This window comes from Staphylococcus sp. HMSC62A08 (assembly GCF_001839105.1).
GTDB classification, from domain to species: Bacteria; Bacillota; Bacilli; order Staphylococcales; family Staphylococcaceae; genus Staphylococcus; species Staphylococcus caprae.
The window spans coordinates 85,388-112,041 of sequence record NZ_KV840026.1 but is presented as its reverse complement, the minus strand read 5'-3'; the positions used below and the strand labels follow the sequence as shown (position 1 = coordinate 112,041).

Below are 26,654 nucleotides of genomic sequence, written 5' to 3'. Positions count from 1 at the left end.
ACAGGCTAGAAACCCTTTTGTTTTGGAGTCTCTAACCTATTTAATATGATTATTTCTTACTCCCATTCTATGGTACTTGGGGGCTTAGAAGTAATGTCATAGACGACGCGGTTAACGTGATCTACTTCATTTACGATTCGACTTGAAATCTTTTGTAACACTTCCCAGTCGATACGAGCAAAGTCACTTGTCATCCCATCAATGGATGTTACTGCTCGAATACCTACTGTATGATCATACGTACGATAGTCTCCCATGACCCCTACTGATTGGATGCCAGGTAGCACTGTGAAGTATTGCCAGATATCTCTTTCAAGACCCTCTTCTCGCACTACTTCACGTAAAATCGCATCAGATTCACGTACGATTTCTAATTTATCTTCAGTAATTTCACCAAGTACACGGATACCTAAACCAGGGCCTGGGAAAGGTTGTCTCCATACTAAATGTTCAGGAATACCTAACTCGATACCTAAGGCACGTACTTCATCCTTAAACAATGTATTAATTGGTTCAATCAGTTCAAATTCCATGTCCTCAGGTAATCCACCAACATTATGGTGGGATTTAATAGTTTGAGCCGTTTTAGTTCCTGACTCAATCACGTCAGTATAAAGTGTGCCTTGCGCTAAGAAATCAACATCTGTTAACTTAGCCGCTTCGTCATCAAATACATAAACGAATTCGTTACCGATGATTTTACGTTTTTGTTCTGGATCAGATACACCTTTTAATTTATCCATGAAACGCTCTTGTGCATTAACACGAATAATGTTCATATCAAATCCTTCACCAAACTGCTCCATTACCATATCGCCTTCGCCTTTACGAAGTAAACCATGGTCAACAAAGATACAAGTTAATTGGTCACCAATCGCCTTATGTAACAGTACTGCTACGACTGATGAATCAACCCCGCCGCTCATTGCACATAACACTTTACGGTCGCCAACTTGTTCACGAATCTTCTCAATTTCGATTTCGATGAAGTTTTCCATCGTCCATTCGCCTGTACAATTACACACACGGCGCACGAAGTTTCTTAATAAGTCGTTACCGAATTCAGTGTGACGTACCTCTGGGTGGAATTGCACACCATAAATACGACGCGTTTTATCTTCAATAGCTGCATAATTCGTACTAGGACTATCTGCAATCACTTCAAATCCTTCAGGAATTTCAATCACTTTGTCAGAATGACTCATCCAAACTGTTTGTTCCGAAGGCAAGCCGAAGAATAGCTCATCAGACTTAGCATTAATGATTGCTTTACCGTATTCACGCTCATTCGCGCGCTCTACCTTACCGCCTAATAGTTTTGTTGTTAATTGCATGCCGTAACAAATACCTAAGACCGGAATCCCTAAATTATAAATTTCAGGGTCAATAGTAAATGATCCTTCCTCATAAACTGAATTTGGACCACCTGAAAGAATGATACCTTTAGGATTCATACGTTTAATTTCTTCAATTGAAATCTCATGATCATGTAATTCACTGTATACGCCCATTTCACGAATACGTCGTGTAATCAATTGATTGTATTGGCTACCAAAGTCTAAGACAAGAATTAACTCTTGCTCTTTCGCCATTTCCATAATTGCGAATCTCCTTTATTGTTTTTGATTTATGTAATACTTAGAGAAACGCTCCCTCAAATGATAACGTATAGGTCTATTTCCATTACTTTTGAAAATGAATTAAACAAGCCCATACGACACCGTTATAAAGAGCGTCCTCTAAAATGATCAAACTTCTTCATACTTTATTTAGAAAGAATAGTTTGGTGATTCTTTAGTAATTTGTACATTGTGAGGGTGGCTTTCTGCTAAACCAGCAGGACCCATACGTGTAAATTGTGCTTCTTCACGTAATGTTTTCAAGTCAGGAGAACCAGTATAACCCATACCAGCTCTTACACCGCCCATAAGTTGATAAACTGTATCTTGTAGTGGTCCTTTATAAGCTGTACGTCCTTCGATACCTTCTGGAACAAATTTTCTTGGTGCTTTATCTTCTTGGAAGTAACGATCGTTTGATCCTTTTTCCATAGCACCTAATGAACCCATACCACGATAAACTTTATATTGTCTACCTTGGAAGACTTCAGTAGCACCAGGGCTTTCTTCAGTACCAGCTAATAAGCTACCTAACATTACCGCATGGCCACCAGCCGCTAATGCTTTGATAATATCTCCTGAGAATTTAATACCACCGTCAGCAATAATCGCTTTACCATGCTTACGTGCTTCTGTCGCACAATCATATACAGCTGTGATTTGAGGTACACCGACACCTGCAACAACACGTGTCGTACAAATTGAACCTGGTCCAATACCTACTTTAACAACGTCAGCACCTGCTTCAAATAATGCACGCGTTGCTTCTGCAGTTGCGACATTACCGGCTACAACTGTGATTTCAGGATATTTTTCTTTAATATGTTTAACTTGCTCAATTACGCCTTTAGAGTGACCATGTGCTGTATCAATAATTAATGCGTCAACACCAGCTTCGACTAGTTTTTGAGCACGAACTTCCGTATCTTTAGACGTACCGATAGCCGCCGCTGCTAATAAACGACCATGTGCGTCTTTCGCTGCGTATGGGAATTCTAATACTTTTTCAATATCTTTAATTGTGATTAAACCTTCTAGTCGTCCATTTTCTACTAATGGAAGTTTTTCAATTTTATGGTCTTGAAGAATCGCTTCCGCTTCATCTAAAGTCGTGCCAACTGGAGCTGTAATTAAATTTTCTTTCGTCATTACATCTGAAATCTTAATTGAAAAGTCTTCAATGAAACGTAAATCACGATTAGTGATAATACCTACTAAATTTCTGTCATCATGATTATCAACAATTGGGACACCTGAAATACGATATTTACCCATCAAAGCTTCTGCTTCATAAACACTTTCATCTGGAGTTAAGAAGAACGGGTTAGTAATGACACCATTTTCTGAACGTTTAACTTTTTGTACTTCATCAGCTTGTTCTTCAATGCTCATATTTTTATGGATGACACCTAATCCACCTTGACGAGCCATAGCAATTGCCATTTTTGATTCAGTTACCGTATCCATACCTGCAGAAATAACAGGAATGTTTAATTTAATTCTATCTGATAATTCTACACTTAAATCTACGTCACTAGGTAAAACATCTGATTCAGCTGGAATGAGTAATACATCGTCGAACGTCAAAGATTCTTTAGCAAACTTATTTTCCCACATTTAAAAACAGCCTCCAATTTAATATAGTTAGTTACATTATTTCACATTTTCGTCGCTTTGTTTATAATTTATACCATTAAAAAAGAAATTTAAGATAATTGCAGAAATTGCACCTAGAACAATGCCATTTTGAGTTAACCAAGCAAATTGTTCTCCTAAACTTTTAAATGCTTGAGGGACTGCACTAATACCTGTGCCTAGTCCTACAGAAACAGCGATAATTAATAAATTGTTTTGATTTTTAAAATCAATACTCCCTAAAATACTTACACCATACGCCATAACCATGCCAAACATTGCAATCATTGCGCCACCTAAAACAGGTAAAGGGATGATGTTAGCGAGTGCACCTAACTTAGGTATGCAACCACAAACGAGTAATAAAACCACCATGCCATAGATGACGTTATTCTTTTTAGCCCCTGAGAGTGACACAAGACCTACATTTTGCGAGTAAGCGGTGTAAGGGAAAGAATTAAATATAGATCCTAAAATGATTGCTAGACCTTCCGCAGTGTAACCTTTACGAAAATCCTTTCGCTCAAGCTTTTTCCCAGTAATCTCACTAAGTGCATGATAGACACCTGTGGACTCTATTAAGCTTACGACTGCAACAATAAAGAACACGAGTGTTGAGCTTAAATCAAAGCCAAAACCAGAGAATCTAAATGGTAAAGGTAAGCCAACCCAATGGGCACTTCCTACTTGTTTAATATCTACCAGACCGAACACAGCTGCTAAGGCTGTCCCTAATACAAGACCTATGAGGATAGCAATTGATTTCAAGAAGCCTTTCGTAAACCTTTGTAAAATTAGAATGATGACCAATGTCACGCCACCTAAAATCAAATTTTTAGGGTCTCCATAATTTTTAGCACCTTCCCCACCAGCAAGATAGTTCATTGCTACAGGCATAAGATTAATACCAATAATCGTTACGACACTTCCTGTAACAACAGGTGGAAAGAATTTAACTAAATAAGAAAAGAAAGGCGCAATGATCACGACTAAAATTCCTGAAACAAATAATGAGCCGTAAAGTACGCCAAGACCTTTCGTTTGTCCGATAAGTATCATTGGTGCTACTGCAGTAAACGTACAACCTAATACAATGGGTAAACCTGTTCCCGTAATCTTATTAGCCTGTAAAAAAGTAGCAATACCACACATAAAGATATCAACTGTTACTAAATAAGCAATTTCTTCGGAAGAGAATTTTAAGCTAGTTCCTACGATTATAGGGACTAAAATAGCTCCGGCGTACATTGCTAAAAGATGCTGAACACTTAGAATGAAATTCTTCATTATTGTTCACCTAGAAGCGTAACTTTATTACCTTTTAATGATGCCACTTTGCATAATGAAGATACTTTCAGCCCTTCATTTTCTAGACGTTGACGCCCATCTTGGAAACTTTTTTCAACAACGATACCGATACCAACTGTAGTCGCCTTTGCTTGTTGCACAATTTCATTAAGTCCTAATGAGGCATCTCCATTTGCTAAGAAATCATCAATAATAAGCACTTTATCATTTTCATCTAAAAATTCTTCAGAAACGATAACTGTACTCGTCTTATTTTTAGTAAATGAATGAATATCTGTACTGTAAAAACCATCTTTTAATGTACTAGGCTTAGCCTTTTTAGCAAATAAACAAGGAACATCGAAATGGAAAGAAGCCATGATAGCTGGGGCGATACCTGATGCTTCTATGGTTAAAATTTTGGTAATACCCTCGTCTTTGAACTGTTCATAAAACGTTTTTCCTACTTCATTCATAAGCGAAGCATCGATTTGATGATTTAAAAAACCGTCCACTTTTAAAATTTTCTCATCAATCACAACGCCGTCCTCTTTGACCTTACGTCCTAACGACTCCACTCAAAAAACCTCCTCAAATTCTTTGGTATTGATTTCTAGATACAAAAAAACCCTCAAACTAAAGTATAGTTTCAGGATCTATGAGTAAACGAGCAATACATTGCGAGGTTGCAAATTAAGAAGAAGATACGCCAACTTAGTTCTAAAAACGTATGATTCAATTTCGATATAAATAAACTAAAATTGTGACAATGCTAAAAATGTTAGATGCCAATTTAATGAGTTTTATTACGAATCAAAACGTCTTTCACTTTCCCAGTTATGTTTCAACGCTTTAAACTACTCCTAAGTATTGTGTTGTTACCCATAGTCATGTCGTTAATGGCGACATGGTAGAAACTTCTAAAGCCATATTCTCTAGATTATATGAGTTTTATAAATTATTTAATGATGATAGCAAACTTTTCATGTATTTTCAATATCATTTAAAATAGTTCAAAGTTGAGAAATCAACAATTTATTATGTAATCGTTTTAATTTCAAATATAGATTCTTATTGGAAAAATCAACATCAAAATTATATAATTATATATGTAAAAGTTTTATAAAAACGGACTAGGGTATAACTTTATAAAGCAAGTTTAATCATGAAGGGGCGATAATTATGGCAGATATTATTGTAGTTAACGACAAAAGTGAACTATACAATGTAATCAACCAAAAGAAAACAGAAGGCTATTTAGAAACTGAATTAGCTGTTATCAGTAAAAGTAAATTACATTTAGACGACCTACACAATTCTCAAATTTCAATGATAGCTACAAGCGGTTCATTTAGTGATCGCATGTCTCGTCTATTAACTGGTGAAGATGGTGAAGAAGCTGTTCTTTCACGTTACAACTTAACTGAAGAACAACTTGAAGAACACAAACAAGATATTTTAGATAATAAATTATTATTAGTAGCAAATCGTGATAATTCTTCCCATGACGAAGTTGAAGATCACAATGCAGCATACAAAGAAATCGACATTACACATTATGCTGCTGAATCAAAGGGCCCTAAATCTTAATTGATTTTAGAGTTTCAATGATAGACACCATTATGTTTACGTAATGAAGCGTATGCATTGTGGTGTTTTTTTATTATGTGACACATTAGAAGTGATTATATAGTAGGATTATCCTATAATATAGTAAATATTAACGGGGGTAATGCTATGGAGTTTAAAGCAATTCAATCAGCCAATGATCCTTTATTTGAAAAAGCACTTGAACTATACGACGCGAAATTAGATATTGGTTTAGATGAAGATCGCAAAATCTTTAAACGTTCTTTAGAAAACAACAAAACGGAGAAAGATTACGCATTCGTAGTAGGCGTCGAAAATCATCAAGTTGTCAGCTTAGCGACTGCACATTATGAAGCAACCACGAATGCAGCATTCCTTATCTATTTAATAGCCAAAGACGGTCCTAATCACGATGAGTTAATGACTTTAACTTTAAACGAAGTGGAACATCAATTAAATCATTTATCTCATGAAATACATGATAGAAATATCAATTTTATTATGTTAGAAGTTCCTAAAGAGCCACATTATGTTGATGAACAAACTAACAAAATACTTGAACACCGTCGCCAATTTCTTTACGAAAATAACTTTGAGAAACAAGAAGAAATTGATTATATTCATCCGAATTACACATTTGATGAATCTCCTTTTAAAGTAGACCTATTTATAAAAGCAAATATTGAATTAACCAAAGATATTTACGGGACAAGTGTAAAATCTAATTATATTCTTAAGTATGTCTTCGCAAATGGCATTTCTCGAGATATTATCTACCCACTTTTAGAAGAAATGAATTTAAGAAAGCCTTTATAACAACACTTGAAATCACTATTAATTAGGGGTAAACTATCATATGAAGTAAGACTGACGTTTCACTGACCGTAGACAAACGTCGGTATACATAAACCAAATGATGAAGGGGCTTTTTCAATGTTAACCAAAGAATTTGCACAACGTGTCGAACTAAGTGAAAAACAAGTCCGTAAAATTGTACAACATTTAGAAGAACGTGGATATCAACTTAGTAAAACTGAATATCGCGGACGTGAGGCTACTGATTTTAAAGAAGAAGATATCGAACTATTTAGAGACATTGCTGATAAAGTAAAACAAACAAATAGTTACGACTTAGCATTTGATGAATTAGAAAAAGAGAAAGATTTCTTACAAGTGATCGTTAAAGATGAGGACAGTCAATTACCAACTGACCAAAACGTCGCTCAATTAGTTGAAGATTTACGTAGCGAAATCCAAAAAATGCGTGAAGAACGTCAAATGCTCGGTCAAATGATTAATCAAGTTCATCAACAACAGCAAGAGCTTAAAGAATTACAAACAGAAATTACTAGTAAAATTGATGCCAATACAGAATCTTTAAAATCAATCCAAACTTCTCAAGAAGCTATTCAGTCATCACAAGAGAAACAAGCGAATGAAATTGCGAAGACAAATCATAAATCAAATGAATCAACACAATCGCTAAATAATAACAAATCAAGCGAAAGTAACTCAAACTCTCAGAGTGAACAAGAAAGTACTTCAGAAGCACCTAGCACTTCTGATTCAGATTCTCATTCCGAAAGTGCAGTAGCATCAACTAGCGAAACTACTTCAACTTCACAATCAAGTAGCCTTTCAACTCGTACATCGGAAACTTCAAACTCAACTGCTAATGATTCAACTTCTAACTCAGACATAACAGCAACAGAAGATCATTCTCAATCATCAAACAATCAACCAAAAGAAGAGAAAAAAGGGTTCTTCGCTCGTTTATTTAACTTATAATCAAGAAACAAACTTCTCAACACTTAATTGAGTATGTGTAAAATGCAACTACTCATTTAAGTGTTTTTTTATTTCTATTTTCCCTCCCTATATTTCATATACCCACGTGTACAAGCATGCCTTCCATTAATTTTACCGAGATAATATTTTGTTATTTCATTTCATAAAATCACTATAACTACCTTGAATTTGTTATTTTCTAGTAATATCCTTATTACATATGTCGGAATACTATATTTTATACAACAAAGGAGCGTTTACGATATGGAGGCACTTTTCACTATGATTAACGTAGTAGTGTTAATTATTTTCATTATTATGTTAAACATAATGGCTAGAAAGCATATTTCATTCCCTAAACGTGTATTTAGCGCTTTAGGTATTGGAATCGTTTTGGGGATAGCTTTGCATCTTATCTTCGGAGCAGAATCAAAAGTATTAAAACAAACTTCAGATTGGTTTAGCATTATTGGGGACGGTTATGTTGCTTTACTACAAATGATTGTTATGCCACTAATTTTTGTATCTATTGTAGCAGCATTTAGTAAAATCCAAATTGGGGATAAATTTGCGAAAATCGGTACCTTTATTTTTATGTTTTTAATTGGAACCGTAGCGATTGCAGCCATTGTCGGCATTATCTATGCATTGATTTTCGGTCTAGACGCTTCATCAATCGATTTAGGAAGTGCTGAGCATTCACGTGGCTCAGAAATTAGTAAGCAAGCTAAAGATTTAACTGCTAATACATTGCCACAACAAATTCTTGAATTATTACCAAGCAATCCATTCTTAGACTTTACAGGTCAACGTACCACTTCAACTATCGCTGTTGTGATCTTCGCAACTTTCGTTGGATTCGCATACTTACGTGTAGCGCGCAAACAGCCTGAACACGGTAATTTATTAAAACGTGGTATTGAAGCTGTATATGACATTGTGATGGCTATCGTCACTTTCGTTTTACGTTTAACGCCTTATGGCATCTTAGCAATTATGGCTTCTACACTTGCCACAAGTGATTTTGGAGCGATTTGGACTTTAGGAAAATTCCTACTCGCTTCTTATGTAGCATTAATAACGATGTATGTGATTCACTTAATCATTTTAAGTGTATTAGGTATTAATCCAGTTAGATATGTTAAGAAAACGTTAGAAGTATTGATCTTTGCATTCACTTCTCGTTCAAGCGCAGGAGCCCTACCTTTAAATATTCAAACTCAAACGCAACGTTTAGGTGTTCCAGAAGGTATTGCTAACTTCTCTGCAACATTTGGATTATCAATTGGACAAAACGGTTGCGCTGGAATCTACCCAGCTATGCTAGCAATCATGGTCGCGCCTGTCGCACATGTCCATATCGATTTCCAATTCATCATTACACTGATTGCTGTAGTGATTATTAGTTCATTTGGTGTCGCAGGTGTAGGTGGCGGTGCAACATTTGCTTCAATTTTAGTATTATCTACATTAAACTTACCTGTCGCACTTGCTGGTGTACTTATTTCTATCGAACCTTTAATTGATATGGGACGTACCGCATTAAATGTGAATGATTCAATTTTAGCCGGAACAGGTACTGCACGCTTAACTAAAAATTGGGATAAAGACACATTTGAATCTAACCATTACGGAGAATTATCATCTAGTTAATTTTTCTTAAAATGAATTTTAAACGAATAAGTATCTATCACAGACGTCACAAGCTTCTTAGCTCAGGAGTTTGTGGCGTTTTTATTTAACTTTAGAAATAAGATTGAGTTATCAACTACTATACAACTGTCTTTGTCCAGAAAATCAACGATTCAAATACTTCATTTTAAATCAATACTCTATTTAAACTGTTACGCTCTTCTTCGATTAATTCATCATTTATATACGCATTTTTATAACTACGCTATGTTAGAAGTTAGGTATAACAAATCACTAGGGGTGCATGTTGCATGCTGAGAGAAAGGTACCCTTTCAACCCTTGAACCTGTTGGTTAGTACCAGCGTAGGAAAGTGAAATATATTTTTTATTTCTTTCAAATTCACTTTTTTACGAAAATTTGTATGTTGGAGGAATTTTTTTATGGAAAAATTAGTAGTCGGTTTAGAATGGTTCTTAAATCCTGATCATTTGCCTTTAATTTTAGGAATGGAAAAAGGTTGGTTTAGCGAGCAAAACTTAGAAATTGAAATGATTGAACCTGAACAACATTTTGATGCTTTAGAAGAAATTGAAAATGGTTCAATGGATATCGCGATTACTGAGCCTATCCATCTTGTTGAAGATAAAGCGATGAATGAAAATGTAGTTGGCTTCGCTCGATATCTACATACAAATGGCGGTGTGATGTACAACAAAGACAAAGGTATTCAATCACCTAAAGACTTAATTGGCAAACGTCTTCAATATCCGGGTGCTCCTGGATCAGGAGGTATAGCAATTGCTAAAACTATGATTGAAGCTGATGGCGGCATGTATAATGTAGGAGATATCGTCCCTATAAACAATAGCTTTTATCATACTGATGCATTGTTAAATGACAAAGCAGATGCAGCTACACTCATTTTTGAGAATTTCGAAATACTTGAAGCGAGAAATGCAGGATTGAATGTAGATTATTTTGCTTTAAAAGATTACAATGTTCCAGACTTTTGTCAATTAATTTTTATTACTACACCTGATAAGTTAGAAACAGACAACCAGAAACTCAAAAAGTTTATTAAGGTCATTCAAAAAGCTATACAATATATCAACAATAATTTAGAAGATGCCATCAATATATATGCAGATTACACCCAAACAGATATTAATAATAAATTAAATAAAGACACCATTGAAGCAACAGCTAAATGTTTTACTAATGATTTGTCTATGAGTTCAGACTTCTATAATGACTTACAATTATGGTTACAAAGTACAGGTAAAATCAAGCATACGATAGATGCAGAAAAATATTTTACAAACCAATTGTTATTCAGTAGATATACCAAATAATAGGAATAAGCTACAGAAAATAAGTTAAAAATCCTAAAATTATAGCCTATAAATGAATTCGGGTTTGAAAGTTCATTTATAGGCTTTTTTCTAATTATGAATTATTTTTTGATGAATCCAGCTTTATGCAATTGGTCTAACATATCTGGTCTTGTTTTACTACTTAAGAATTGCTCAATTTGTTCGGACCATGTTTCAGTACGCTCCCCATTTGTACGTTCCTTATAATAATCACTTACAATTTGATCATACGCTTCTAATTCACGACGTTGTTTATCATTACTTGCGTCGTAGCTATTTTTATGAAAAATATGTTCAAACGGTAATCTTGGTTTCGGCGCACCATTCTCATCCTCAGCAGGTTCACCTACTGCCATGCCAAATAGAGGGAAGGTATAGTCAGGTAAGTCTAAAATTTCACGTACACGCGCCACATCATTACGTAGAGAACCTAAATAAACGATGCCATATCCCATATCTTCAGCAGCTACAGCCATGTTTTCAGAAACAAGTGCGACATCTATAGCGCCGACTAGCAAGCCTTCTGCTGATGAAAAAGAAATACTCATATCTGATTCAGCGTTTTCATTTACAAGACTATGACGATAATAATCTAATACAAATACAAATAAGTAACCATTATCTACAACATACGGTTGACCAGAAACTTCTTTTAAATCTTCTTTGATTTTAGGATCATCAATACCAATGATTGAATACGTTTGAAGATAACTTGAAGTTGATGCTGATTGACCAGCTTCTACTATCTTCTTCACTGCGTCATCGCTAAGCGGACTTTCTTTGAACTTTCTAACTGAATGATGCTTTCTCATTAAATCGTAAACATAATCTGACACAAAATTCACTCCTAATAAAATATATCTTCATCGTTGGATACCATTTTATACCCTAAATATGAAACTTTTAAATCTATTTGCACACACTTCGTTTAAAAGTTATCATAATAGTAGTAATTTTCAGATATTTTAAGGAGAGATATCATGACACAACCCAATAAAAACATTTCTAACGCCCTTTTTAAAGCATATAGAAGTAGAAGACCTATCGATTTCGTCAGCGAATCTTATCAAATTAGTGAAGAAGAAGCATATCTAAACCAAGATGATCTACTCGAACAATTAAAATTTAAAGACAATACCTACGTTGCTGGCTATAAGGTGAGTATGACGAGTAAGACAACACAAGCTATCGCCAATACAAATGAACCAGCATATGGAACAATTTTATCTAATAATATTTTAAAAAATGGTAACTCAGTATCACTTTCTTCATTATTTTCTCCATTATTAGAACCAGAAATTATGTTTATAGTGAAGGAAGACTTACCTTATGATGCTGATTTGCAAACCATTGTTTTAAATACTCAAATTGCTGCTGGTATTGAAATCCCAGATGCTAGATATAAGAATTGGTTCCCGAATTTCACGTTGGGCGATTTAATTTCTGACAACACTGCGACTGGTATGATTGTTGTAGGCGAAAGCGTAACCCCTCTTGATATAGATGCATTCGCAAATGTGGATTTAAATTTATACAAAGATAATGAATTAATTGCTACAGGATCTTCATCAGAAGTGTTAGGGAACCCTGTTCATGCAGTGCATTGGCTTATCAAAAAGTTACACTCACATGGTAAACAATTGAAAAAAGGGCAAATGATATCTTCCGGCACATTTATCTCACCACTTAAATTAGAATTTGGAACTTATCGAGCAGAATATAGTGGTATTGGTACGGTTGAGTTCACAGTTAGTAAATAATCAACAAGATAAACAGAGATTAATTCAGAATGAGTGATACGACTCTGGATTAATCTCTGTTTTATTTATATAAACGGTCGTAAAAGAAAATTTATAGCTCAGATGTTATCATTAAGATATAGATGTAATAAAATTACACTCTATTATCAATAAAACATGTTTAGTTGAGAATGATATGTGCTATTTATAGTGTGAAAAGTCAAAATAAAAACTCAATATACCAGGTAATTTACCATTTCTATTTGAGATACGCTTAATATTGAATAACTTTCTTTTGACGCTATTTAAAGCTACTCTAATTTCATTTTCTCAATTAAAAAGTTTCTAAAGTTGACTATTTAAAGTCGAGATGTGATAATACTAAACAAGAGATTAGAATTATTATAAACAAACAATTATTGTTATGTAATTCTAGCTTATACTTAAAAATTTCAGGAGGTATTTACCTATGTCTTTAATTAACAAAGAAATCTTACCATTCACAGCGCAAGCTTATGATCCAAAAAATGATGAGTTTAAAGAAGTTTCACAAGAAGATTTTAAAGGTTCATGGAGTGTCGTATGCTTCTATCCTGCTGACTTCTCTTTCGTATGTCCTACAGAATTAGAAGATTTACAAAATCAATACGGAAAATTACAAGAGTTAGGTGTTAACGTATTCTCAGTATCAACTGATACTCACTTCGTACACAAAGCTTGGCACGATCATTCAGATGCAATCAGTAAAATTCAATATAAAATGATTGGCGACCCATCTCAAACAATCACTCGTAACTTCGATGTATTAGATGAAGAAGCTGGTTTAGCTCAACGTGGTACATTCATCATCGACCCAGATGGTGTAGTTCAAGCAGCTGAAATCAACGCTGACGGTATCGGTCGTGACGCTAGTACATTAGTAAACAAAATCAAAGCAGCTCAATACGTACGTCAACATCCAGGTGAAGTTTGCCCAGCAAAATGGGAAGAAGGTTCTGAATCATTACAACCTGGTTTAGACTTAGTAGGTAAAATCTAAGGAGGCATTAAAACATGCTTAATGCTGATTTAAAGCAACAATTACAACAACTATTAGAGCTAATGGAAGGCGACGTTGAATTCGTCGCTAGCCTTGGCTCAGATGATAAATCAAAAGAACTTAAAGAGTTACTAGATGAGATTGCTGGAATGTCAGCTCGCATCACGGTAACTGAAAAGGATTTAAAACGTACACCAAGTTTCTCAGTAAACCGCCCAGGTGAAGAAACTGGCATAACGTTTGCAGGTATTCCTTTAGGTCACGAATTCAACTCTCTTGTATTAGCAATTTTACAAGTAAGTGGTCGTGCCCCTAAAGAAAAACAATCTGTTATTGACCAAATCAAAGGCCTCGAAGGTCCCTTCCATTTCGAAACTTTCGTTAGTTTAACTTGCCAAAAATGCCCTGACGTTGTTCAAGCATTAAACTTAATGAGTGTTATTAACCCTAATATTACTCATACAATGATTGATGGCGCAGTATTCCGCGAAGAATCTGAAGACATTATGGCAGTTCCAGCTGTCTTTTTAGATGGACAAGAATTTGGTAATGGTCGTATGACTATTCAAGATATCTTAACGAAATTAGGAAGCACACAAGATGCTTCTGAATTTAATGACAAAGACCCTTATGATGTACTCATTGTAGGTGGTGGCCCAGCAAGTGGTAGTGCTGCCATTTACACTGCTCGTAAAGGTTTAAGAACAGGCATCGTTGCTGATAGAATTGGTGGCCAAGTGAATGATACAGCTGGCATTGAAAACTTCATTACTGTTAAAGAAACAACAGGTTCAGAGTTCTCATCTAATCTTGCTGATCATATTTCACAATATGACATTGATACAATGACTGGTATTCGTGCCACTAATATCGAAAAAACAGACTCAGCAATTAAAGTCACTTTAGAGAATGATGCTGTATTAGAAAGTAAGACTGTGATTATCTCTACAGGTGCAAGTTGGCGTAAACTTAATATTCCTGGAGAAGATCGCCTTATCAATAAAGGTGTAGCATTCTGCCCTCACTGTGACGGCCCTCTATTTGAAAACAAAGACGTAGCAGTTATCGGTGGCGGTAACTCTGGTGTCGAAGCAGCTATTGATTTAGCTGGTATTGTTAAGCACGTAACATTATTTGAATATTCTTCTGAATTAAAAGCAGATAATGTTTTACAAGATCGTTTACGTTCATTGGAAAACGTCGACATCAAAACGAATGCTAGAACTACAGAAGTTATCGGCGAAGACCACGTAACTGGTATTAGTTATGAGGATTTAAATACTGGCGAAACACAAGTAGTCAACCTTGATGGAATCTTTGTTCAAATCGGCTTAGTCCCTAATACTGCATGGTTACAAGATGCAGTTGAGTTAAATGGACGTGGCGAAGTCGTTATCGATTGTGATAACGCTACAAGCCTTCCTGGTGTATTCGCAGCAGGAGACGTAACAGACCAGAAAAACAAACAAATCATCATTTCAATGGGCGCTGGCGCTAACGCAGCGTTGAACGCATTTGATTATATTATTAGAAATTAAGTTTTAAATATATACCTATCATAATATCTTCACATGGACAGAGTCTTAATCACTTAAGACTCTGTTTTTTTATACATTTATCACTCTTGGTGGTAGATACTTAAAAACGATATGCCAAAAGGTTTGTTATAAAACACAGCCACAAAGTAGCCATATCTCACGTTCAAATGTAGTTCTAAAACGTTCAAATATTTTTTCATAAATGATATTCTATTACGTGTGTAATAACAATAAAATGTATATACTTAATATGAGTGATGTAAAAAAGGAGTTTCTCAATTCTATGAAAAAGAGAGTAATTGTGAGTTTATTATTAGCACTTTCATTAACACTTGCAGCCTGTTCCAATAATAGTGAAAATGATAATAACCAAAATGATCATAGTAGTGCACACGCACCTAAAAGCGCTAAAAACATTAAAGAAAAAGATATTTTCTCATCAAATAAAAAAGGACAAAATATTAGCGACTCTGAAATGAAAAGCGCTCTAAAAAAATACCTACAAGTTAACAACGACGTATTAGATAATAAATACGTGATGCAACACAAGTTGGATAAACAAAGTGATAGTAGTCCTAAAATAACAAAAGATCAAGCTAATAAACTAAGTGAGCTTTCTAATTTAGCTGTTAAAAATGACCTACACTTTAAAAAGTTCGTGAAAAACAACAAGATTCCTAAAGAATATAAAGATCCTACGCAACGAATCATCAATTATTTCAATGCGTTGAATAGTACAATCGCCAATGTTGATGAAGATATTGAGGAATTAAATTACCAACCTCAAAACACTATCAATGTTGTTGATGTTCCAACTAAATATGCGGGCGATGTGAATAAAAAACAACAAGATAAAATTAAAGACTTCCTTAAAAAGAAAGGTATCGACACAGAAGTATTCGATAAATAAGAAGTAAACAACACTAGCTTCTATTTGATGTTCATTGATGCATCAAATAGAAGTTTTTTTAATACTTTTGACAGCGCTATCAATTTACTTCACACTAAGAGTGACTAACTTCATTTTACATAATTATAAACTTTTAAAAACTTAAATAGGAGTGACTTGATGAAGCTACGCGTAAGTTTTATAATCTTAGCAATCTTATCAACAGTAGCAATGGTTCTTGTTATGGCTAAATACCCTTCTGGCCCTAACACAATGAGTTACGATCACCCATGGGAAGTATGGTTAGCTGTACTTACTAACATCGCTATGGCTTTGCCGGCATTGATATTAGGATTTTTCAATAACTTAATTTGTAGAATCATATCAGCTATTCTTCAAATGTTTGCAGTAATGATGTATGGTCTTTTTATTATAGTTGCATTTGCAGCTGGAATTGTCCCTGTAGGTCTTATGGCTCTCCTAACTGTGCTACTTATATTACTCAGCACATTTATGACACTTTTTATAGGTTATCCCAAGTCTCAACACTATGAGAGTGGCACAGAAATATAATTTAGCAAAATCAATTTCGTAGTTCCAGCCACATCCGGACGTCTTATTTCATTAAAAAAAGTGAATGGATGCAAGTTACATTAACTACTCCATTCACTTTCTTTTTATTTCTCAATTAAGTAGGGATGACAATTATCAATATTTAATTCTAAAGCTTCTTCTTTAGTGAGTTGCCCCAAATAAACAAATATACATCTTATTACAACTTGATGAGCGATAATCACTATATTGTCACTATCCTTATGAATTTCACTTTCAAAGAAACGCGCAATACGTTCATGTACATCCTGATAGCTTTCTCCATCAGGTGCCTTCTGTATAAAACTATGTCTAAAATCCTTAAACTCCGGATCGTTGAAATATCTCTCATATTCCTTATCTTCGCTGATGTCTTGTTTATTTTTCCCTTCGAAAACACCTAACGAACGTTCTCTTAATGATTTTGTGAATGTCGTAGGAATATTATAAGGAAATATTCTTTCGTAGGTTTGTTGGGTTCTAAGTAAATCTGAAACATATACATGTTCTATCTTTTTATCAGCAAAATAACTTATTAAATCTTGGGCACTTTGCATTCCTTTTTCAGTTAAAGGAACATCTAATTGACCACAAAAATATGGGTTCCCGTGTTGATTATCATAATTTGATTGGGATTCCCCATGCCTTACAAGAAAAATATTCATATTTAATACTCCTTACTTAAGTACGATTAACTACTTTTACTTAATAATAAATTGATAGATAGGCCAATTAATACGAATCCAACGATATAGTCGAAAACTGCTTTAAATTTAGGCTTACTAAATAATAATTTAATATATTGAAATATAAATACACAGAACAAGAACCATAAACATGTTACAAGCACTACTGATAAAGATAGTAATGCTACTTCTGATTTCACTTCAATTCCGCCTTGTGAGAGAAATTGAGGCAAAATACTTACATAAAATAGTATCGCTTTAGGATTGAGACTTGTACTCAGAAATCCTTGTCTATAAGATGTTAAATAACTTACATTACGTACATCCATCAAAGCTTCTTTACTAAAATTCACTGAACTGTGTGCACTTCTAATACTTTGAATACCTAAATAAATAAGATAACAAGCACCTAATATCTTAATAATTAAAAATACGTAATATAAACTTGTCAATATGTATATAATGCCAAAAATCGCTAAAGAAGAATATAGAATATGCCCAGTTGTAATTCCAAATGCTGACATGAAGCCATTCATTTTACTGGAATTAATAGTATTCTTCATCACAATTATAAAATCTGGCCCTGGAACAATAATAATAAGTAATGTGATAATAATAAATGTAAATAAACCTTCCATACGCAACCTCCTAGATGTCATTTTATATTCCATTATCACATACAATTAGCTATTATGTAAGACCTTCCTCAGACTACCCTCAAGTAGATACTTAGATTTCTTGTTCAAAATATCCATAAACAACTCATCGTTTAAAGGCGTTATAATTGAAAATAGATTTAGAAAGAAAATGAACAAAAATTTTTTTATTGTCAGATAAATGTAAACCATGATATTATAAGAATGTAGTTAGTAGTAACTACAAAGTCTTTTATATTCATGAACATAATACTCCTGGATGGCGTAACCCAGCGCCATCCTCTTTTTATGTCAAAAAATATCCCATATATAGAAAAATTTTTGTATAAATCAAAAAATGCCCCAAAAAGATTATTACTCTAAATCTTTTTGAGACATCTACATTTTGAGGGAAATATAACCTCCCTCAAAACTTTATTTACATCGACTCATTATTTCTTTTTAAATAATCTAAGAATTAGAGAAATAATGAAGATTAAAACAATTGAACCAATTAATGCTGGGAAAATGTGAATTTTACCTAATTGTGGACCCCAATGTCCAAAAATCATAGTACCAATCCATGAACCTACGATACCAGCAATAATATTTCCTAAAATTCCACCTGGAATGTCTTTACCCATAATTAAGCCGGCAATCCAACCAATGATACCACCGACAATAATCATACCTATAAATCCAAACATAATTATTATCTCCTTTATTTTAAGATTGTTTACCTATTAGTAAGTGTTACCCTTAGTTAAAAATCATTAAACAATTTTGATAAAAATTTTTATTCAAGTTTAAAACTAAATCATTTATTAATTTCTTAATCCTCACAAAAACTGGAAGTGAAACAGAAATATAATTTAGCAAAATTATTCTCATTGTCCCAGCCTCATCGTATATACAGAACTTGTAGACAAACTTAAATCATTTAAGAATGATAACTTTACTCCAAAATTGAAATTGTGTAGTTATAATTAAGACATTTAATATGATAAGCTATAATTTGTGAATTTAGCACAATCTATTTACTAACCATAAAAAAGTAGGTATTTTCTATGAATCATAAAAACACTAAACTTACGCTAGTAAGTAAAATTATGCATATATTAAGTTTCTTATCTATAATTGGAATATTAGCGATGATGACGTTAAATTTTTTCATTAAAGGCCATTTACATGGAGATTTTGAAATTGGTTTTAACATTAAAAGTAAGCAAGTTTATATTTTTTCAACGCTTATCTCTATCATCCTTATAAGTACAATACTTTCAAATATTCTATCTAAATTAGATTCTAAACGTCATAAACAGCATTACTAAATTTCATTAATTCTGTAAAATCTCATCGCGTTTTTATAGAATATTTTCTGTTGTTCCTCCTCGGTAAAATGTTTTTTAATTAATTCAATATCTGATTTATTAAAAGGACGTTTCGCACGAGTAGATGGTAAATCCGTACCAAACATGAGCACGTCTGGGTTAATATCCATTAATTCTCTCATCGTTTGAATTGGTTCGACTTCAATTCTTCCAAAACCAGTCGCTTTAACATACACGCCTTGTTCAACTAATTCTTTTAAATCTTCGAACCCTTCATTTGTAAGGCCTAAATGATCTATTGAAACCAGTGGCAATTCTAATAATATTTCCTTTATTTCATTTAACTCTTTGGATTCTATATAGAGTTCAGTATGCCATCCCACTAAATTATAAACACGATGCGCAAAGGACTTTAGATGTTTTAAATCTTCAGAACCTCCCCTTTTCACGTTAAATCTTACACCTCTAACCCCAAGTTCATTCAACTTTTCTATCACTTCATCAGAGGTAGATATAGGCAATTGAGTTGTACCTACAAACTGACCTTTTAGCGTTTCGAGTGCATGTATTAAATACTCTTGGTCAAATTCTTGAAATGATCCAGAAACTATCGCCCCACCTATAATGTTGAGATCTTCTTGCCATACTTTATAATCTTTCTCTTTAAATTCAGGCGGCAAATAGCCATTATTTTCTTTAACTGGATAATCAAAATTAAAAATATGAAAATGAGCATCAAAAATTTCCATCAATTACACCTCAAAATCTCTTGTTTTTAGAAAGATACCCTAAATTTTACAATAATGACACATATTCAAAATACTTTAACTTGAAAGTCTTATTTTATAATAATAGAATAAAATTACATCCAAACGATACATCTAGATTATTTCAACACGAATAGGAGATGTTATGTATGAATTTACATATTTTATATAACTTAAGAACTAAAAAACATTTAGAAATAGAGGAATTAGCACAACAATTAAACGAGAAGTATGGAACGCATTATGAAGCACATCAAATTTGGGAATGGGAAAATCATTACCACGAACCTAAATTTAAAGATGCTCTACGTTTAGCTGATTTCTTCGATGCGCCCTATCAAATGTTCTTAGAAAGTAAAGTTAAAGAATATCAAAAGCATTTAGATAATGTTGATATAAGAATGTAACCCATTCATTAAAAATGAAAAGCTAAGATAGTACGTTTTAAATATAATAAACGTATTATCTTAGCTTTTTATCGTTGCTTATCCTTATTTAACTTAAGTGAAGACGCTTCTGACCAGACATGTTAATCCTAAAAACATTCAAGATAACTACATTGTTCAATATCTAGTTCTTCTTACTATCTTCTTCGTCTTCATCTTCATCATCAAAGAACACATCGTGTATAAGTTCAAAAATTGTTATAGCTAAACCTACAATTACTACAGCATTCGCAGTTTTATTACCAAAAATATGTATAAAATTAATCTTATCAATAATATTCGCAAACCAACCATGTTTATCTGAATTAATTCCAAAGTAATTGATTATAAATGCAATGACAAAAGTAATAATTAAGTTAATAAACAGATTCTTTAAAACCTTTTTCAAATTATATTCCATTTTAAGCTCCTCTTTATAATTTCGCTCACATTTAATAACTTAGCATACATAGAATTATATTTGATGAAGATCAATGATTTTAGATACGAAAACTAATTTCCAAAGCACAAAAATAACCCCGTAAGCCTATGCCTACGGGGTTTAACAATAAACGATATATTATTGTTCTTCGTTTATAGTAGTATTATCTAAATCACTGTGTCTTTTATTAATTTTATAATTAGATGTGTTATTATAAAAAGCAAGTTGTAAATCTGTAAACAAATCTCGTATACTTTTAAAATCTGTTCTAGCTTAGCCCATATAAATATGATTAGTGTCTACTTCACCATTCACAACTAGTGTAAGTGCATAGACTTTCAAACCATTTTGTTTAGCATCGCGCTTTTCAATGACCTTGAAATTCTGACCACTCAAGTCATATTCACGACCCTTTTTCAAATCTTTATAAGAATCATCAGCAACTTTAAATGACAGTTCGTCAGAAAATTTCATAATAAAATACTCTTTAATATTTTAAAAACAAGAGGTGGACGATGAAAGCAAAAATTATAATTCTTATATTGATATTAACACTTATAGGATTAGGAGGGCATACTTTGCACAAAAATAAAAAGGAGAATTACATTACGACACAAGAAAAGCGTATAGATTTATACTTCAAACATAATCTAAAAAATTATCAAACTATGAAAATTAACAACTTCAAAAAGAGTCCTATGAAAGGATACTTTATTGATGGTTATATTAATGATGATAAAACTTTAGAGTTTGAGGCCTATATATCAAGTGCAGATAATCATCAGTTTACTGGAGACGTAGGATATGACACAGATGGCGTAGGTAAACTTTTTAAAGAAAAAAATGCTAAGGATAAATTAACACCTAATGATATTATTAAGAAAGAAAATTTAAATAAAAAAGACTATGAAGCAGATCCACCTCTAATTTGGGGCTTTTAACATCAGAAAAGCACTAACTACTCAACCGAATGAATAGTTAGTGCTTCTCATTTTCATCATTAATCCTCCAACGGAACGTCATCAACAATTATTAGCCTACCTGAATACTTGTCAGTTGCTTATTTTATTGAAACAAGCATATATTAGCATTATTGTTTATATAATAGTTTAATGAAATTAATAATATCCATCGACAATTAAGGAGGCATTTATGAGAAAAAGTAATTTAAATCCAATATTCTTAAAATTTACTGGTATTATTAAAGGTGTACCTAAATACTGGGCTCAAAACAGTCATTTGATTTATGCAATATCGTTAGTATTGTTTTTACCATTCTTGGTTTTATCAATACTTTTATTTTTACTTGGTTTAAATATTAAAAACACTACACTTGCAATTTTCATAGTAATTATAGTTACAAGCGCTTTATTAACATGGCTTTATCAAGAGGACTTTAAAAAAGACGATGGTATATTTAAAACATTTAATAACAATATTGTCCAATTTTTCATAACTATAATCCCTATAACATTAACATTATTAAGCACTGGATATACTCTGGATCAAATAAGCGAACAAAATAAATCAGAGAAAGATACAACTGTAAAATGTGTAAAAAAGCACTTTGAAGAAAATAAATTTTCTTGCGAGGTAAGTAATCTTAATTCTAAAATGAAACAATCTAATTTTCTAATTATCAATTTATTGTTAACTTCATCGTTTGGAACATTAATAGTTATACACAATATATACAAAGGAAAACATCAAAAGAAAAACTCCGTTATCAAATATAAAAAGAAGAAAAATTCAAACTGATAATTTAGTTGATATAGTATATCAGTCATGATAGCATCTATATTATAAAAACGCCAAGCCTATATGGTTTGGCGCTTGTTTAATATTATCACTTACATCTACCTAATTATCAATATGAAACTCTTCATTTGGACATTTCTTACTCAACTTCTCTAAATCTTTCTTATTCTTTTCATCATCTTGACCGGTACTATCAATAAATATTGGTGTCGCTAAATTTAAATCTACTTTATCAGTAAATAACTTTGGTGATTATCTATTCGGATATATAAATATTCTGTTATCATTCAATTTTATAGATGGCACTATTCTTCTATCAACGTTTTTACGTACTAACATTAGATTAAATGGCAATATAATACTAGCTTTCTGAAAATCATGTAGGGTCTTCCATATTTCTTTTTCTTCATCACTCATAAAATCATCATAGTACAAAACTGTATATCTTTTTATCGCCATTGCTCTATTGAACATATCTTCAATGCTTATCTTACTAGTCAATTTAGACACAATCCTATATACCTTTCTTAATCTTCCAAAGGAACATTACCAATAATGAAAGGTCTATTAGGGTGTTCCTCTCCGACAGTATCAATTACTTGCTGTTGTTCTTCTTCATCGCCATCCCATTCACAAACATTAACTTCGAAATTACGGGTTGTAATTTCTTGCCTATCTATAAATAATTTATGATATTTTCCGAGTATATCCCTAGCACGTAAACGATTACTAGGCTTAATAGGAACTTCTAAAAGCCCAACGTGCTCATTATAGACTAACTGTACTTTACCATTCTGTGGATTCTCTTTATATTCACCACGTTTGACGACAACTTCTTTCGTTTCAGTCTCATCACCAACTGCTGAATTCGTTAATAAATGTAAAAACTCGTTAGTACTTAACTGAAGGTTGTCTCTTTTTTTATGTATAAATCTCTATAACCTTCACCTCATGCCCTTTTTCTGCCCTAACTCCATATTTCAAAGCACAAAAATAACCCCGCAAGCCTATGCCTACGGGGTTTAACAATAAATGATATATTATTGTTCTTCTTTAACATATGGTAATAATGCCATATGACGAGCACGTTTGATTGCTGTAGTCAACATACGTTGATATTTAGCTGAAGTGCCTGTTACACGACGTGGTAAAATTTTACCGCGTTCTGAGATAAAACGTTTTAATAATTCAGTATCTTTATAGTCGATATGTGTAATACCATTTGCTGTGAAATAGCAAACTTTTTTACGACGACGTCCGCCTCTTCTTGGTCCACCTGCCATGGTTAACTGCCTCCTTTGACTATTTTTTCGTTTTTATACGTTCGTTATTAGAATGGTAAATCATCGTCACTAATGTCAATTGGGCCATTTGCATTTGCAAATGGGTTATCAGATTGATTAGATTTTGATGAATTATTGTTATTGTATGACGTATTTTGTCCTGATTGTTGACCACCGAATCCTTGACCATAGTCTTGGAAATCGTTGTTTTGTGAACGTTGGCCACCTTGTTGTGAATTCTTAGGTTCAAGGAATTGAACACTATCACACACAACTTCAGTAACAAAGATACGACGACCTTCTTGATTTTCATAACTACGCGATTGTATGCGACCATCAACGCCAGCTAAGCTACCTTTAGATAAGTAGTTATTAACATTTTCAGCTTGTCTTCTGAAGACAACACAGTTAATGAAATCAGCTTCGCGTTCCCCTTGAGCATTCGTGAAAGTACGATTAACTGCTAGAGTAAATGTCGCTACACTTACGCCTGAGGGAGTGGTTCTGTATTCTGGATCTTTCGTTAGACGACCTACTAATACAACTCTATTTAACATTTAAACGCCCCCGTCTAATTATTACTTATCTTGGTCTTCGCGGATAACGATGTAACGAATGATATCGTCATTAATTTTAGCTAAACGTTGGAATTCGTCAGTAGCTTTATTGTTATCTGTTTTAATACGTACGATGTTATAGAAGCCTTCTTTGAAATCATTGATTTCGTAAGCTAGGCGACGTTTGCCCCAGTCTTTTTCTTCTAAAACTTCTGATCCTTCTGAAGCTAAGATACCGTTGAAACGCTCAACTAAAGCTTTTTTAGCATCTTCTTCAATGTTAGGACGTACGATATACATAATTTCATATGTTCTCATAGTTTATTTGCACCTCCTTGTGGTCTATGCGGCTTATCAACACTTATGTGATAAGCAAGGAATAATTTTCATTACTCACAATCAAGAATTATAGCATAGAGTATTACTTTTTACAATAAATATTCTAAAGCTCATCCTTCAAAATAAATTCAAAATCTAGCACCACACAAAGAAACAAACAGTTGTTATAAAAATAAGACTACCCTTAGACTCCCTTCATCCAATCATGATTAAAACACATACAATTTATTGAATTACAAATGTTTTATGTTCCGTGTAACCTTATTTTTCACAATAGTAAATCGTGTTAGATACGTTGTTGCGAGGTGCGTTTAATTGTAATAGTATAAAAATTACATTTTACATACAATTGCATGTAATTTCTAAATTCTCACACAAAGGAGCACATTTATGTTAAAGAAAGTCACTTACTCGGTAATTTCATTTTCAGTATTAGCAACAAGTCTAGGAATAGTAAATGCACATGCTAAAGAATCCTCAAATAATCAGTCAACAAGCGAAAAAGGAACAATGGGGTATGGCTACCAACAATACATAAAGAAACATCCTAATCAAAAAAGTAACGCAACACAAAATCGTTCAACATTCTCAACAAAATCTAGAGCAGCTGTCACTGATAATGGCGAAAGAGTTCTAGATATTTCTGAATGGCAAGGCAATCTAACTGATGCTCAAGTCAAAAAATTAAAACAAAATTATGATTTCATTATCATTCGCGGCCAGTATGGTTCAGAGTACGTTGATCAGTCTTTAGAACACAACTCTAACTTATTAGACAAAAACAATATGAAATTTGGTGTTTATTCTTACAGTATGTATGAAAATGCTGCAGACGCACGTTACGAAGCAAGAACATTACACAATCGTGCTCCAAAAGCTGAATTCTATGTCAATGACTACGAACAACAAACAGTGACAAATGGTGATGATGAAACAGCAACAAAAGCTTGGGCAGATGAAATGAGAAAACTTGCAGGAAATAAAAAAATACTCTACTATTCGTATGAAAACTTTATGATTAATCACGTTGCAAATGCTGTAAGTTCATATGATGGCTATTGGATGGCTTCGTATCAAGCCGAAGAACCTAATCGAGAAAAAGTGTTATGGCAATATACTGATAGCTACTATTCACCCGAATTAAATCAAAATGTTGATGCTAACTATATCGACAGTAACGTAGATGCTTCTTGGTTCACATCTTAAAAAGCGAACAATAACGAACAAAAATACTTCACTTTTACGAACGTTCGTTCTATAATGTGGTTGAGGTGTTTAGCATGCAATTAAATTTAGATTGGAATAAAGAGTTCCAAGAATTTCAAGATATCTTAAATTGTGGTATTCACCCTGAATGGCTTTATTGTGCTAAGGCAAATTTAGTTCTTGAACCAGCTTATACCGGTGAAGGCAAGCAATTTTTCAGTACACAAGATATTATAGAAGCAAGCGAAGTCATTCCATTTTTTTAAAGAATTGGAATTTCAAATATATAAGCAATGGCGTTTAGATTCTGAGTCACTACAATCTCTAATTTGAATGCCATTGCTTCTTTTTTATAAAATAGTTTATCTATCAAGACCTCGAATCAACAAGCCCTCTAAGAAAATATTCGCATAAATAAAAAAACTGCCCACAAAATCAAAGACTTTGTCGACAGTTTGGGAGTGAGACAGAAATGTAATTTATCAAAATTATTTTCGTTGTCA

At 33.2% G+C, this 26,654-nt stretch carries 30 protein-coding genes and 2 riboswitches; of the genes, 16 read left to right on the top strand and 14 right to left on the bottom strand.

What is annotated here, in order from left to right; translation table 11 throughout:
• Window positions 1-56 precede the first annotated feature (56 nt).
• The 4 genes from guaA to xpt all read right to left on the bottom strand — a co-directional run bounded on the left by guaA (window position 57) and on the right by xpt (window position 5,119).
• Window positions 57-1,598 carry a glutamine-hydrolyzing GMP synthase gene (guaA, locus tag HMPREF3264_RS00565; RefSeq protein WP_070830690.1) on the bottom strand — a complete coding sequence of 514 codons (1,542 nt, stop codon included), beginning with the start codon at window positions 1,596-1,598 and terminating at the stop codon, window positions 57-59.
• Between the two features lie 171 nt (window positions 1,599-1,769).
• Entirely contained in the window at window positions 1,770-3,236 is a 1,467-nt protein-coding gene (gene guaB / locus HMPREF3264_RS00560; RefSeq protein WP_002445195.1) for an IMP dehydrogenase, read from the bottom strand.
• A 36-nt stretch (window positions 3,237-3,272) separates the two neighbouring features.
• Entirely contained in the window at window positions 3,273-4,541 is a 1,269-nt protein-coding gene (gene pbuX, locus HMPREF3264_RS00555) for a xanthine permease PbuX (RefSeq protein WP_002445193.1), read from the bottom strand.
• Window positions 4,541-5,119 carry a xanthine phosphoribosyltransferase gene (xpt, locus tag HMPREF3264_RS00550; RefSeq protein WP_002445192.1) on the bottom strand — a complete coding sequence of 193 codons (579 nt, stop codon included), beginning with the start codon at window positions 5,117-5,119 and terminating at the stop codon, window positions 4,541-4,543. The genes pbuX and xpt overlap by 1 nt, the downstream gene beginning before the upstream one ends.
• A 287-nt stretch (window positions 5,120-5,406) precedes the next feature.
• Window positions 5,407-5,509: riboswitch (purine riboswitch) on the bottom strand.
• A gap of 214 nt (window positions 5,510-5,723) precedes the next feature.
• Between xpt and HMPREF3264_RS00545 the strand changes: the two genes are divergently transcribed.
• The 5 genes from HMPREF3264_RS00545 to HMPREF3264_RS00525 all read left to right on the top strand — a co-directional run bounded on the left by HMPREF3264_RS00545 (window position 5,724) and on the right by HMPREF3264_RS00525 (window position 10,905).
• On the top strand, window positions 5,724-6,131 hold the full coding sequence (locus tag HMPREF3264_RS00545; protein WP_002445190.1) for a YflT domain-containing protein: 408 nt from the start codon (window positions 5,724-5,726) through the stop codon (window positions 6,129-6,131).
• A gap of 147 nt (window positions 6,132-6,278) precedes the next feature.
• Window positions 6,279-6,947 carry a hypothetical protein gene (locus HMPREF3264_RS00540; protein WP_070871574.1) on the top strand — a complete coding sequence of 223 codons (669 nt, stop codon included), beginning with the start codon at window positions 6,279-6,281 and terminating at the stop codon, window positions 6,945-6,947.
• 117 nt (window positions 6,948-7,064) lie between these two features.
• The gene (locus tag HMPREF3264_RS00535) at window positions 7,065-7,919 is read left to right on the top strand and encodes a hypothetical protein (protein WP_070871573.1); all 855 of its coding nucleotides are present in this window, start codon (window positions 7,065-7,067) and stop codon (window positions 7,917-7,919) included.
• Between the two features lie 264 nt (window positions 7,920-8,183).
• Window positions 8,184-9,572 (top strand): L-cystine transporter, encoded by a 1,389-nt coding sequence (locus tag HMPREF3264_RS00530; protein ID WP_070871572.1) that lies wholly within the window; start codon window positions 8,184-8,186, stop codon window positions 9,570-9,572.
• A 265-nt stretch (window positions 9,573-9,837) separates the two neighbouring features.
• A riboswitch (TPP riboswitch) is annotated at window positions 9,838-9,939 on the top strand.
• A 54-nt stretch (window positions 9,940-9,993) separates the two neighbouring features.
• On the top strand, window positions 9,994-10,905 hold the full coding sequence (locus HMPREF3264_RS00525) for an ABC transporter substrate-binding protein (RefSeq protein ID WP_070871571.1): 912 nt from the start codon (window positions 9,994-9,996) through the stop codon (window positions 10,903-10,905).
• A 101-nt stretch (window positions 10,906-11,006) separates the two neighbouring features.
• Here HMPREF3264_RS00525 and nfsA read toward each other — a convergent pair whose 3' ends face one another.
• The gene (gene nfsA, locus HMPREF3264_RS00520; RefSeq protein WP_070871570.1) at window positions 11,007-11,762 is read right to left on the bottom strand and encodes an oxygen-insensitive NADPH nitroreductase; all 756 of its coding nucleotides are present in this window, start codon (window positions 11,760-11,762) and stop codon (window positions 11,007-11,009) included.
• Window positions 11,763-11,906: 144 nt separating this feature from the next.
• On the opposite strand from nfsA, the gene HMPREF3264_RS00515 reads away from it, so the two are divergent.
• The 5 genes from HMPREF3264_RS00515 (at window position 11,907) to HMPREF3264_RS00495 (ending at window position 16,704) form a co-directional block, all read left to right on the top strand.
• Window positions 11,907-12,686 carry a 2-keto-4-pentenoate hydratase gene (locus HMPREF3264_RS00515; RefSeq protein ID WP_070871569.1) on the top strand — a complete coding sequence of 260 codons (780 nt, stop codon included), beginning with the start codon at window positions 11,907-11,909 and terminating at the stop codon, window positions 12,684-12,686.
• A gap of 448 nt (window positions 12,687-13,134) precedes the next feature.
• Window positions 13,135-13,704: an alkyl hydroperoxide reductase subunit C gene (gene ahpC / locus HMPREF3264_RS00510; RefSeq protein WP_070871568.1), complete on the top strand. Its 570-nt coding sequence runs from the start codon at window positions 13,135-13,137 to the stop codon at window positions 13,702-13,704.
• A gap of 14 nt (window positions 13,705-13,718) precedes the next feature.
• On the top strand, window positions 13,719-15,242 hold the full coding sequence (gene ahpF, locus HMPREF3264_RS00505) for an alkyl hydroperoxide reductase subunit F (protein ID WP_070871567.1): 1,524 nt from the start codon (window positions 13,719-13,721) through the stop codon (window positions 15,240-15,242).
• A gap of 283 nt (window positions 15,243-15,525) precedes the next feature.
• Entirely contained in the window at window positions 15,526-16,152 is a 627-nt protein-coding gene (locus HMPREF3264_RS00500) for an NDxxF motif lipoprotein (RefSeq protein WP_070871566.1), read from the top strand.
• Window positions 16,153-16,311: 159 nt separating this feature from the next.
• Window positions 16,312-16,704, top strand: a complete 393-nt coding sequence (locus HMPREF3264_RS00495) for a hypothetical protein (protein ID WP_070871565.1) — start codon at window positions 16,312-16,314, stop codon at window positions 16,702-16,704.
• A gap of 104 nt (window positions 16,705-16,808) precedes the next feature.
• Here HMPREF3264_RS00495 and HMPREF3264_RS00490 read toward each other — a convergent pair whose 3' ends face one another.
• From HMPREF3264_RS00490 to HMPREF3264_RS00480, 3 genes are all read right to left on the bottom strand, one after another.
• Window positions 16,809-17,387: a histidine phosphatase family protein gene (locus HMPREF3264_RS00490; protein WP_070871564.1), complete on the bottom strand. Its 579-nt coding sequence runs from the start codon at window positions 17,385-17,387 to the stop codon at window positions 16,809-16,811.
• Window positions 17,388-17,413: 26 nt separating this feature from the next.
• On the bottom strand, window positions 17,414-18,046 hold the full coding sequence (locus HMPREF3264_RS00485; RefSeq protein WP_070830666.1) for a LysE family translocator: 633 nt from the start codon (window positions 18,044-18,046) through the stop codon (window positions 17,414-17,416).
• A 449-nt stretch (window positions 18,047-18,495) separates the two neighbouring features.
• Window positions 18,496-18,750 (bottom strand): GlsB/YeaQ/YmgE family stress response membrane protein, encoded by a 255-nt coding sequence (locus HMPREF3264_RS00480; RefSeq protein ID WP_070871563.1) that lies wholly within the window; start codon window positions 18,748-18,750, stop codon window positions 18,496-18,498.
• Between the two features lie 360 nt (window positions 18,751-19,110).
• Between HMPREF3264_RS00480 and HMPREF3264_RS00475 the strand changes: the two genes are divergently transcribed.
• Entirely contained in the window at window positions 19,111-19,374 is a 264-nt protein-coding gene (locus HMPREF3264_RS00475; protein ID WP_070830664.1) for a hypothetical protein, read from the top strand.
• On the opposite strand, the gene HMPREF3264_RS00470 is transcribed toward HMPREF3264_RS00475, so the two are convergent.
• Window positions 19,371-20,123 carry an amidohydrolase family protein gene (locus HMPREF3264_RS00470; RefSeq protein ID WP_070871562.1) on the bottom strand — a complete coding sequence of 251 codons (753 nt, stop codon included), beginning with the start codon at window positions 20,121-20,123 and terminating at the stop codon, window positions 19,371-19,373. The two genes, HMPREF3264_RS00475 and HMPREF3264_RS00470, sit on opposite strands and share 4 nt — an antisense overlap.
• Before the next feature lie 167 nt (window positions 20,124-20,290).
• On the opposite strand from HMPREF3264_RS00470, the gene HMPREF3264_RS00465 reads away from it, so the two are divergent.
• Entirely contained in the window at window positions 20,291-20,548 is a 258-nt protein-coding gene (locus HMPREF3264_RS00465; RefSeq protein WP_002445161.1) for a helix-turn-helix domain-containing protein, read from the top strand.
• Window positions 20,549-20,711: 163 nt separating this feature from the next.
• Here the strand turns inward: HMPREF3264_RS00465 and HMPREF3264_RS00460 are convergent, their stop codons facing one another.
• Window positions 20,712-20,987, bottom strand: coding sequence for a hypothetical protein (locus HMPREF3264_RS00460; protein ID WP_002445159.1), 276 nt, complete (start codon window positions 20,985-20,987; stop codon window positions 20,712-20,714).
• 294 nt (window positions 20,988-21,281) lie between these two features.
• Window positions 21,282-21,482, bottom strand: coding sequence for a hypothetical protein (locus HMPREF3264_RS00455; protein WP_070871561.1), 201 nt, complete (start codon window positions 21,480-21,482; stop codon window positions 21,282-21,284).
• A gap of 41 nt (window positions 21,483-21,523) precedes the next feature.
• On the opposite strand from HMPREF3264_RS00455, the gene HMPREF3264_RS00450 reads away from it, so the two are divergent.
• Both HMPREF3264_RS00450 and HMPREF3264_RS00445 read left to right on the top strand, forming a co-directional pair.
• Entirely contained in the window at window positions 21,524-21,949 is a 426-nt protein-coding gene (locus HMPREF3264_RS00450; protein ID WP_070871560.1) for a DUF1433 domain-containing protein, read from the top strand.
• A 211-nt stretch (window positions 21,950-22,160) separates the two neighbouring features.
• Window positions 22,161-22,766: a hypothetical protein gene (locus HMPREF3264_RS00445; RefSeq protein WP_002445153.1), complete on the top strand. Its 606-nt coding sequence runs from the start codon at window positions 22,161-22,163 to the stop codon at window positions 22,764-22,766.
• A gap of 1,040 nt (window positions 22,767-23,806) precedes the next feature.
• On the opposite strand, the gene rpsR is transcribed toward HMPREF3264_RS00445, so the two are convergent.
• Genes rpsR through rpsF form a run of 3 tightly spaced genes read right to left on the bottom strand, consistent with a single transcriptional unit; the run spans window position 23,807 to window position 24,924 of the window.
• The gene (gene rpsR, locus HMPREF3264_RS00435; RefSeq protein ID WP_001831354.1) at window positions 23,807-24,049 is read right to left on the bottom strand and encodes a 30S ribosomal protein S18; all 243 of its coding nucleotides are present in this window, start codon (window positions 24,047-24,049) and stop codon (window positions 23,807-23,809) included.
• A gap of 47 nt (window positions 24,050-24,096) precedes the next feature.
• Window positions 24,097-24,606, bottom strand: coding sequence for a single-stranded DNA-binding protein (gene ssb / locus HMPREF3264_RS00430; RefSeq protein ID WP_002445148.1), 510 nt, complete (start codon window positions 24,604-24,606; stop codon window positions 24,097-24,099).
• Window positions 24,607-24,627: 21 nt separating this feature from the next.
• Complete coding sequence (gene rpsF, locus HMPREF3264_RS00425) at window positions 24,628-24,924, bottom strand: 30S ribosomal protein S6 (RefSeq protein ID WP_002445146.1); 297 nt, start codon at window positions 24,922-24,924, stop codon at window positions 24,628-24,630.
• Between the two features lie 411 nt (window positions 24,925-25,335).
• Here rpsF and HMPREF3264_RS00420 point away from each other — a divergent pair, with 411 nt between their 5' ends.
• The gene (locus HMPREF3264_RS00420; RefSeq protein WP_070871559.1) at window positions 25,336-26,151 is read left to right on the top strand and encodes a GH25 family lysozyme; all 816 of its coding nucleotides are present in this window, start codon (window positions 25,336-25,338) and stop codon (window positions 26,149-26,151) included.
• Between the two features lie 74 nt (window positions 26,152-26,225).
• A complete protein-coding gene (locus tag HMPREF3264_RS00415; RefSeq protein ID WP_002445142.1) occupies window positions 26,226-26,417 on the top strand; it encodes a hypothetical protein in 192 nt (63 codons plus the stop codon).
• Window positions 26,418-26,654: the final 237 nt, after the last annotated feature.

Coding starts and splice junctions, on each gene's coding strand:
- HMPREF3264_RS00525 (WP_070871571.1), top strand. CDS start 9,994: ATGGAAAAATTAGTAGTCGGTTTAGAATGGTTCTTAAATCCTGATCAT.
- rpsF (WP_002445146.1), bottom strand. CDS start 24,924: ATGAGAACATATGAAATTATGTATATCGTACGTCCTAACATTGAAGAA.
- guaA (WP_070830690.1), bottom strand. CDS start 1,598: ATGGAAATGGCGAAAGAGCAAGAGTTAATTCTTGTCTTAGACTTTGGT.
- HMPREF3264_RS00530 (WP_070871572.1), top strand. CDS start 8,184: ATGGAGGCACTTTTCACTATGATTAACGTAGTAGTGTTAATTATTTTC.
- HMPREF3264_RS00490 (WP_070871564.1), bottom strand. CDS start 17,387: ATGAATATTTTTCTTGTAAGGCATGGGGAATCCCAATCAAATTATGAT.
- HMPREF3264_RS00460 (WP_002445159.1), bottom strand. CDS start 20,987: ATGGAATATAATTTGAAAAAGGTTTTAAAGAATCTGTTTATTAACTTA.
- HMPREF3264_RS00465 (WP_002445161.1), top strand. CDS start 20,291: ATGAATTTACATATTTTATATAACTTAAGAACTAAAAAACATTTAGAA.
- ahpC (WP_070871568.1), top strand. CDS start 13,135: ATGTCTTTAATTAACAAAGAAATCTTACCATTCACAGCGCAAGCTTAT.
- HMPREF3264_RS00470 (WP_070871562.1), bottom strand. CDS start 20,123: ATGGAAATTTTTGATGCTCATTTTCATATTTTTAATTTTGATTATCCA.
- ahpF (WP_070871567.1), top strand. CDS start 13,719: ATGCTTAATGCTGATTTAAAGCAACAATTACAACAACTATTAGAGCTA.
- HMPREF3264_RS00415 (WP_002445142.1), top strand. CDS start 26,226: ATGCAATTAAATTTAGATTGGAATAAAGAGTTCCAAGAATTTCAAGAT.
- HMPREF3264_RS00485 (WP_070830666.1), bottom strand. CDS start 18,046: ATGGAAGGTTTATTTACATTTATTATTATCACATTACTTATTATTATT.
- ssb (WP_002445148.1), bottom strand. CDS start 24,606: ATGTTAAATAGAGTTGTATTAGTAGGTCGTCTAACGAAAGATCCAGAA.
- pbuX (WP_002445193.1), bottom strand. CDS start 4,541: ATGAAGAATTTCATTCTAAGTGTTCAGCATCTTTTAGCAATGTACGCC.
- HMPREF3264_RS00450 (WP_070871560.1), top strand. CDS start 21,524: ATGAAAGCAAAAATTATAATTCTTATATTGATATTAACACTTATAGGA.
- HMPREF3264_RS00545 (WP_002445190.1), top strand. CDS start 5,724: ATGGCAGATATTATTGTAGTTAACGACAAAAGTGAACTATACAATGTA.
- HMPREF3264_RS00445 (WP_002445153.1), top strand. CDS start 22,161: ATGAGAAAAAGTAATTTAAATCCAATATTCTTAAAATTTACTGGTATT.
- HMPREF3264_RS00475 (WP_070830664.1), top strand. CDS start 19,111: ATGAATCATAAAAACACTAAACTTACGCTAGTAAGTAAAATTATGCAT.
- HMPREF3264_RS00540 (WP_070871574.1), top strand. CDS start 6,279: ATGGAGTTTAAAGCAATTCAATCAGCCAATGATCCTTTATTTGAAAAA.
- HMPREF3264_RS00535 (WP_070871573.1), top strand. CDS start 7,065: ATGTTAACCAAAGAATTTGCACAACGTGTCGAACTAAGTGAAAAACAA.
- guaB (WP_002445195.1), bottom strand. CDS start 3,236: ATGTGGGAAAATAAGTTTGCTAAAGAATCTTTGACGTTCGACGATGTA.
- HMPREF3264_RS00480 (WP_070871563.1), bottom strand. CDS start 18,750: ATGTTTGGATTTATAGGTATGATTATTGTCGGTGGTATCATTGGTTGG.
- HMPREF3264_RS00500 (WP_070871566.1), top strand. CDS start 15,526: ATGAAAAAGAGAGTAATTGTGAGTTTATTATTAGCACTTTCATTAACA.
- HMPREF3264_RS00420 (WP_070871559.1), top strand. CDS start 25,336: ATGTTAAAGAAAGTCACTTACTCGGTAATTTCATTTTCAGTATTAGCA.
- rpsR (WP_001831354.1), bottom strand. CDS start 24,049: ATGGCAGGTGGACCAAGAAGAGGCGGACGTCGTCGTAAAAAAGTTTGC.
- HMPREF3264_RS00455 (WP_070871561.1), bottom strand. CDS start 21,482: ATGAAATTTTCTGACGAACTGTCATTTAAAGTTGCTGATGATTCTTAT.
- HMPREF3264_RS00515 (WP_070871569.1), top strand. CDS start 11,907: ATGACACAACCCAATAAAAACATTTCTAACGCCCTTTTTAAAGCATAT.
- HMPREF3264_RS00495 (WP_070871565.1), top strand. CDS start 16,312: ATGAAGCTACGCGTAAGTTTTATAATCTTAGCAATCTTATCAACAGTA.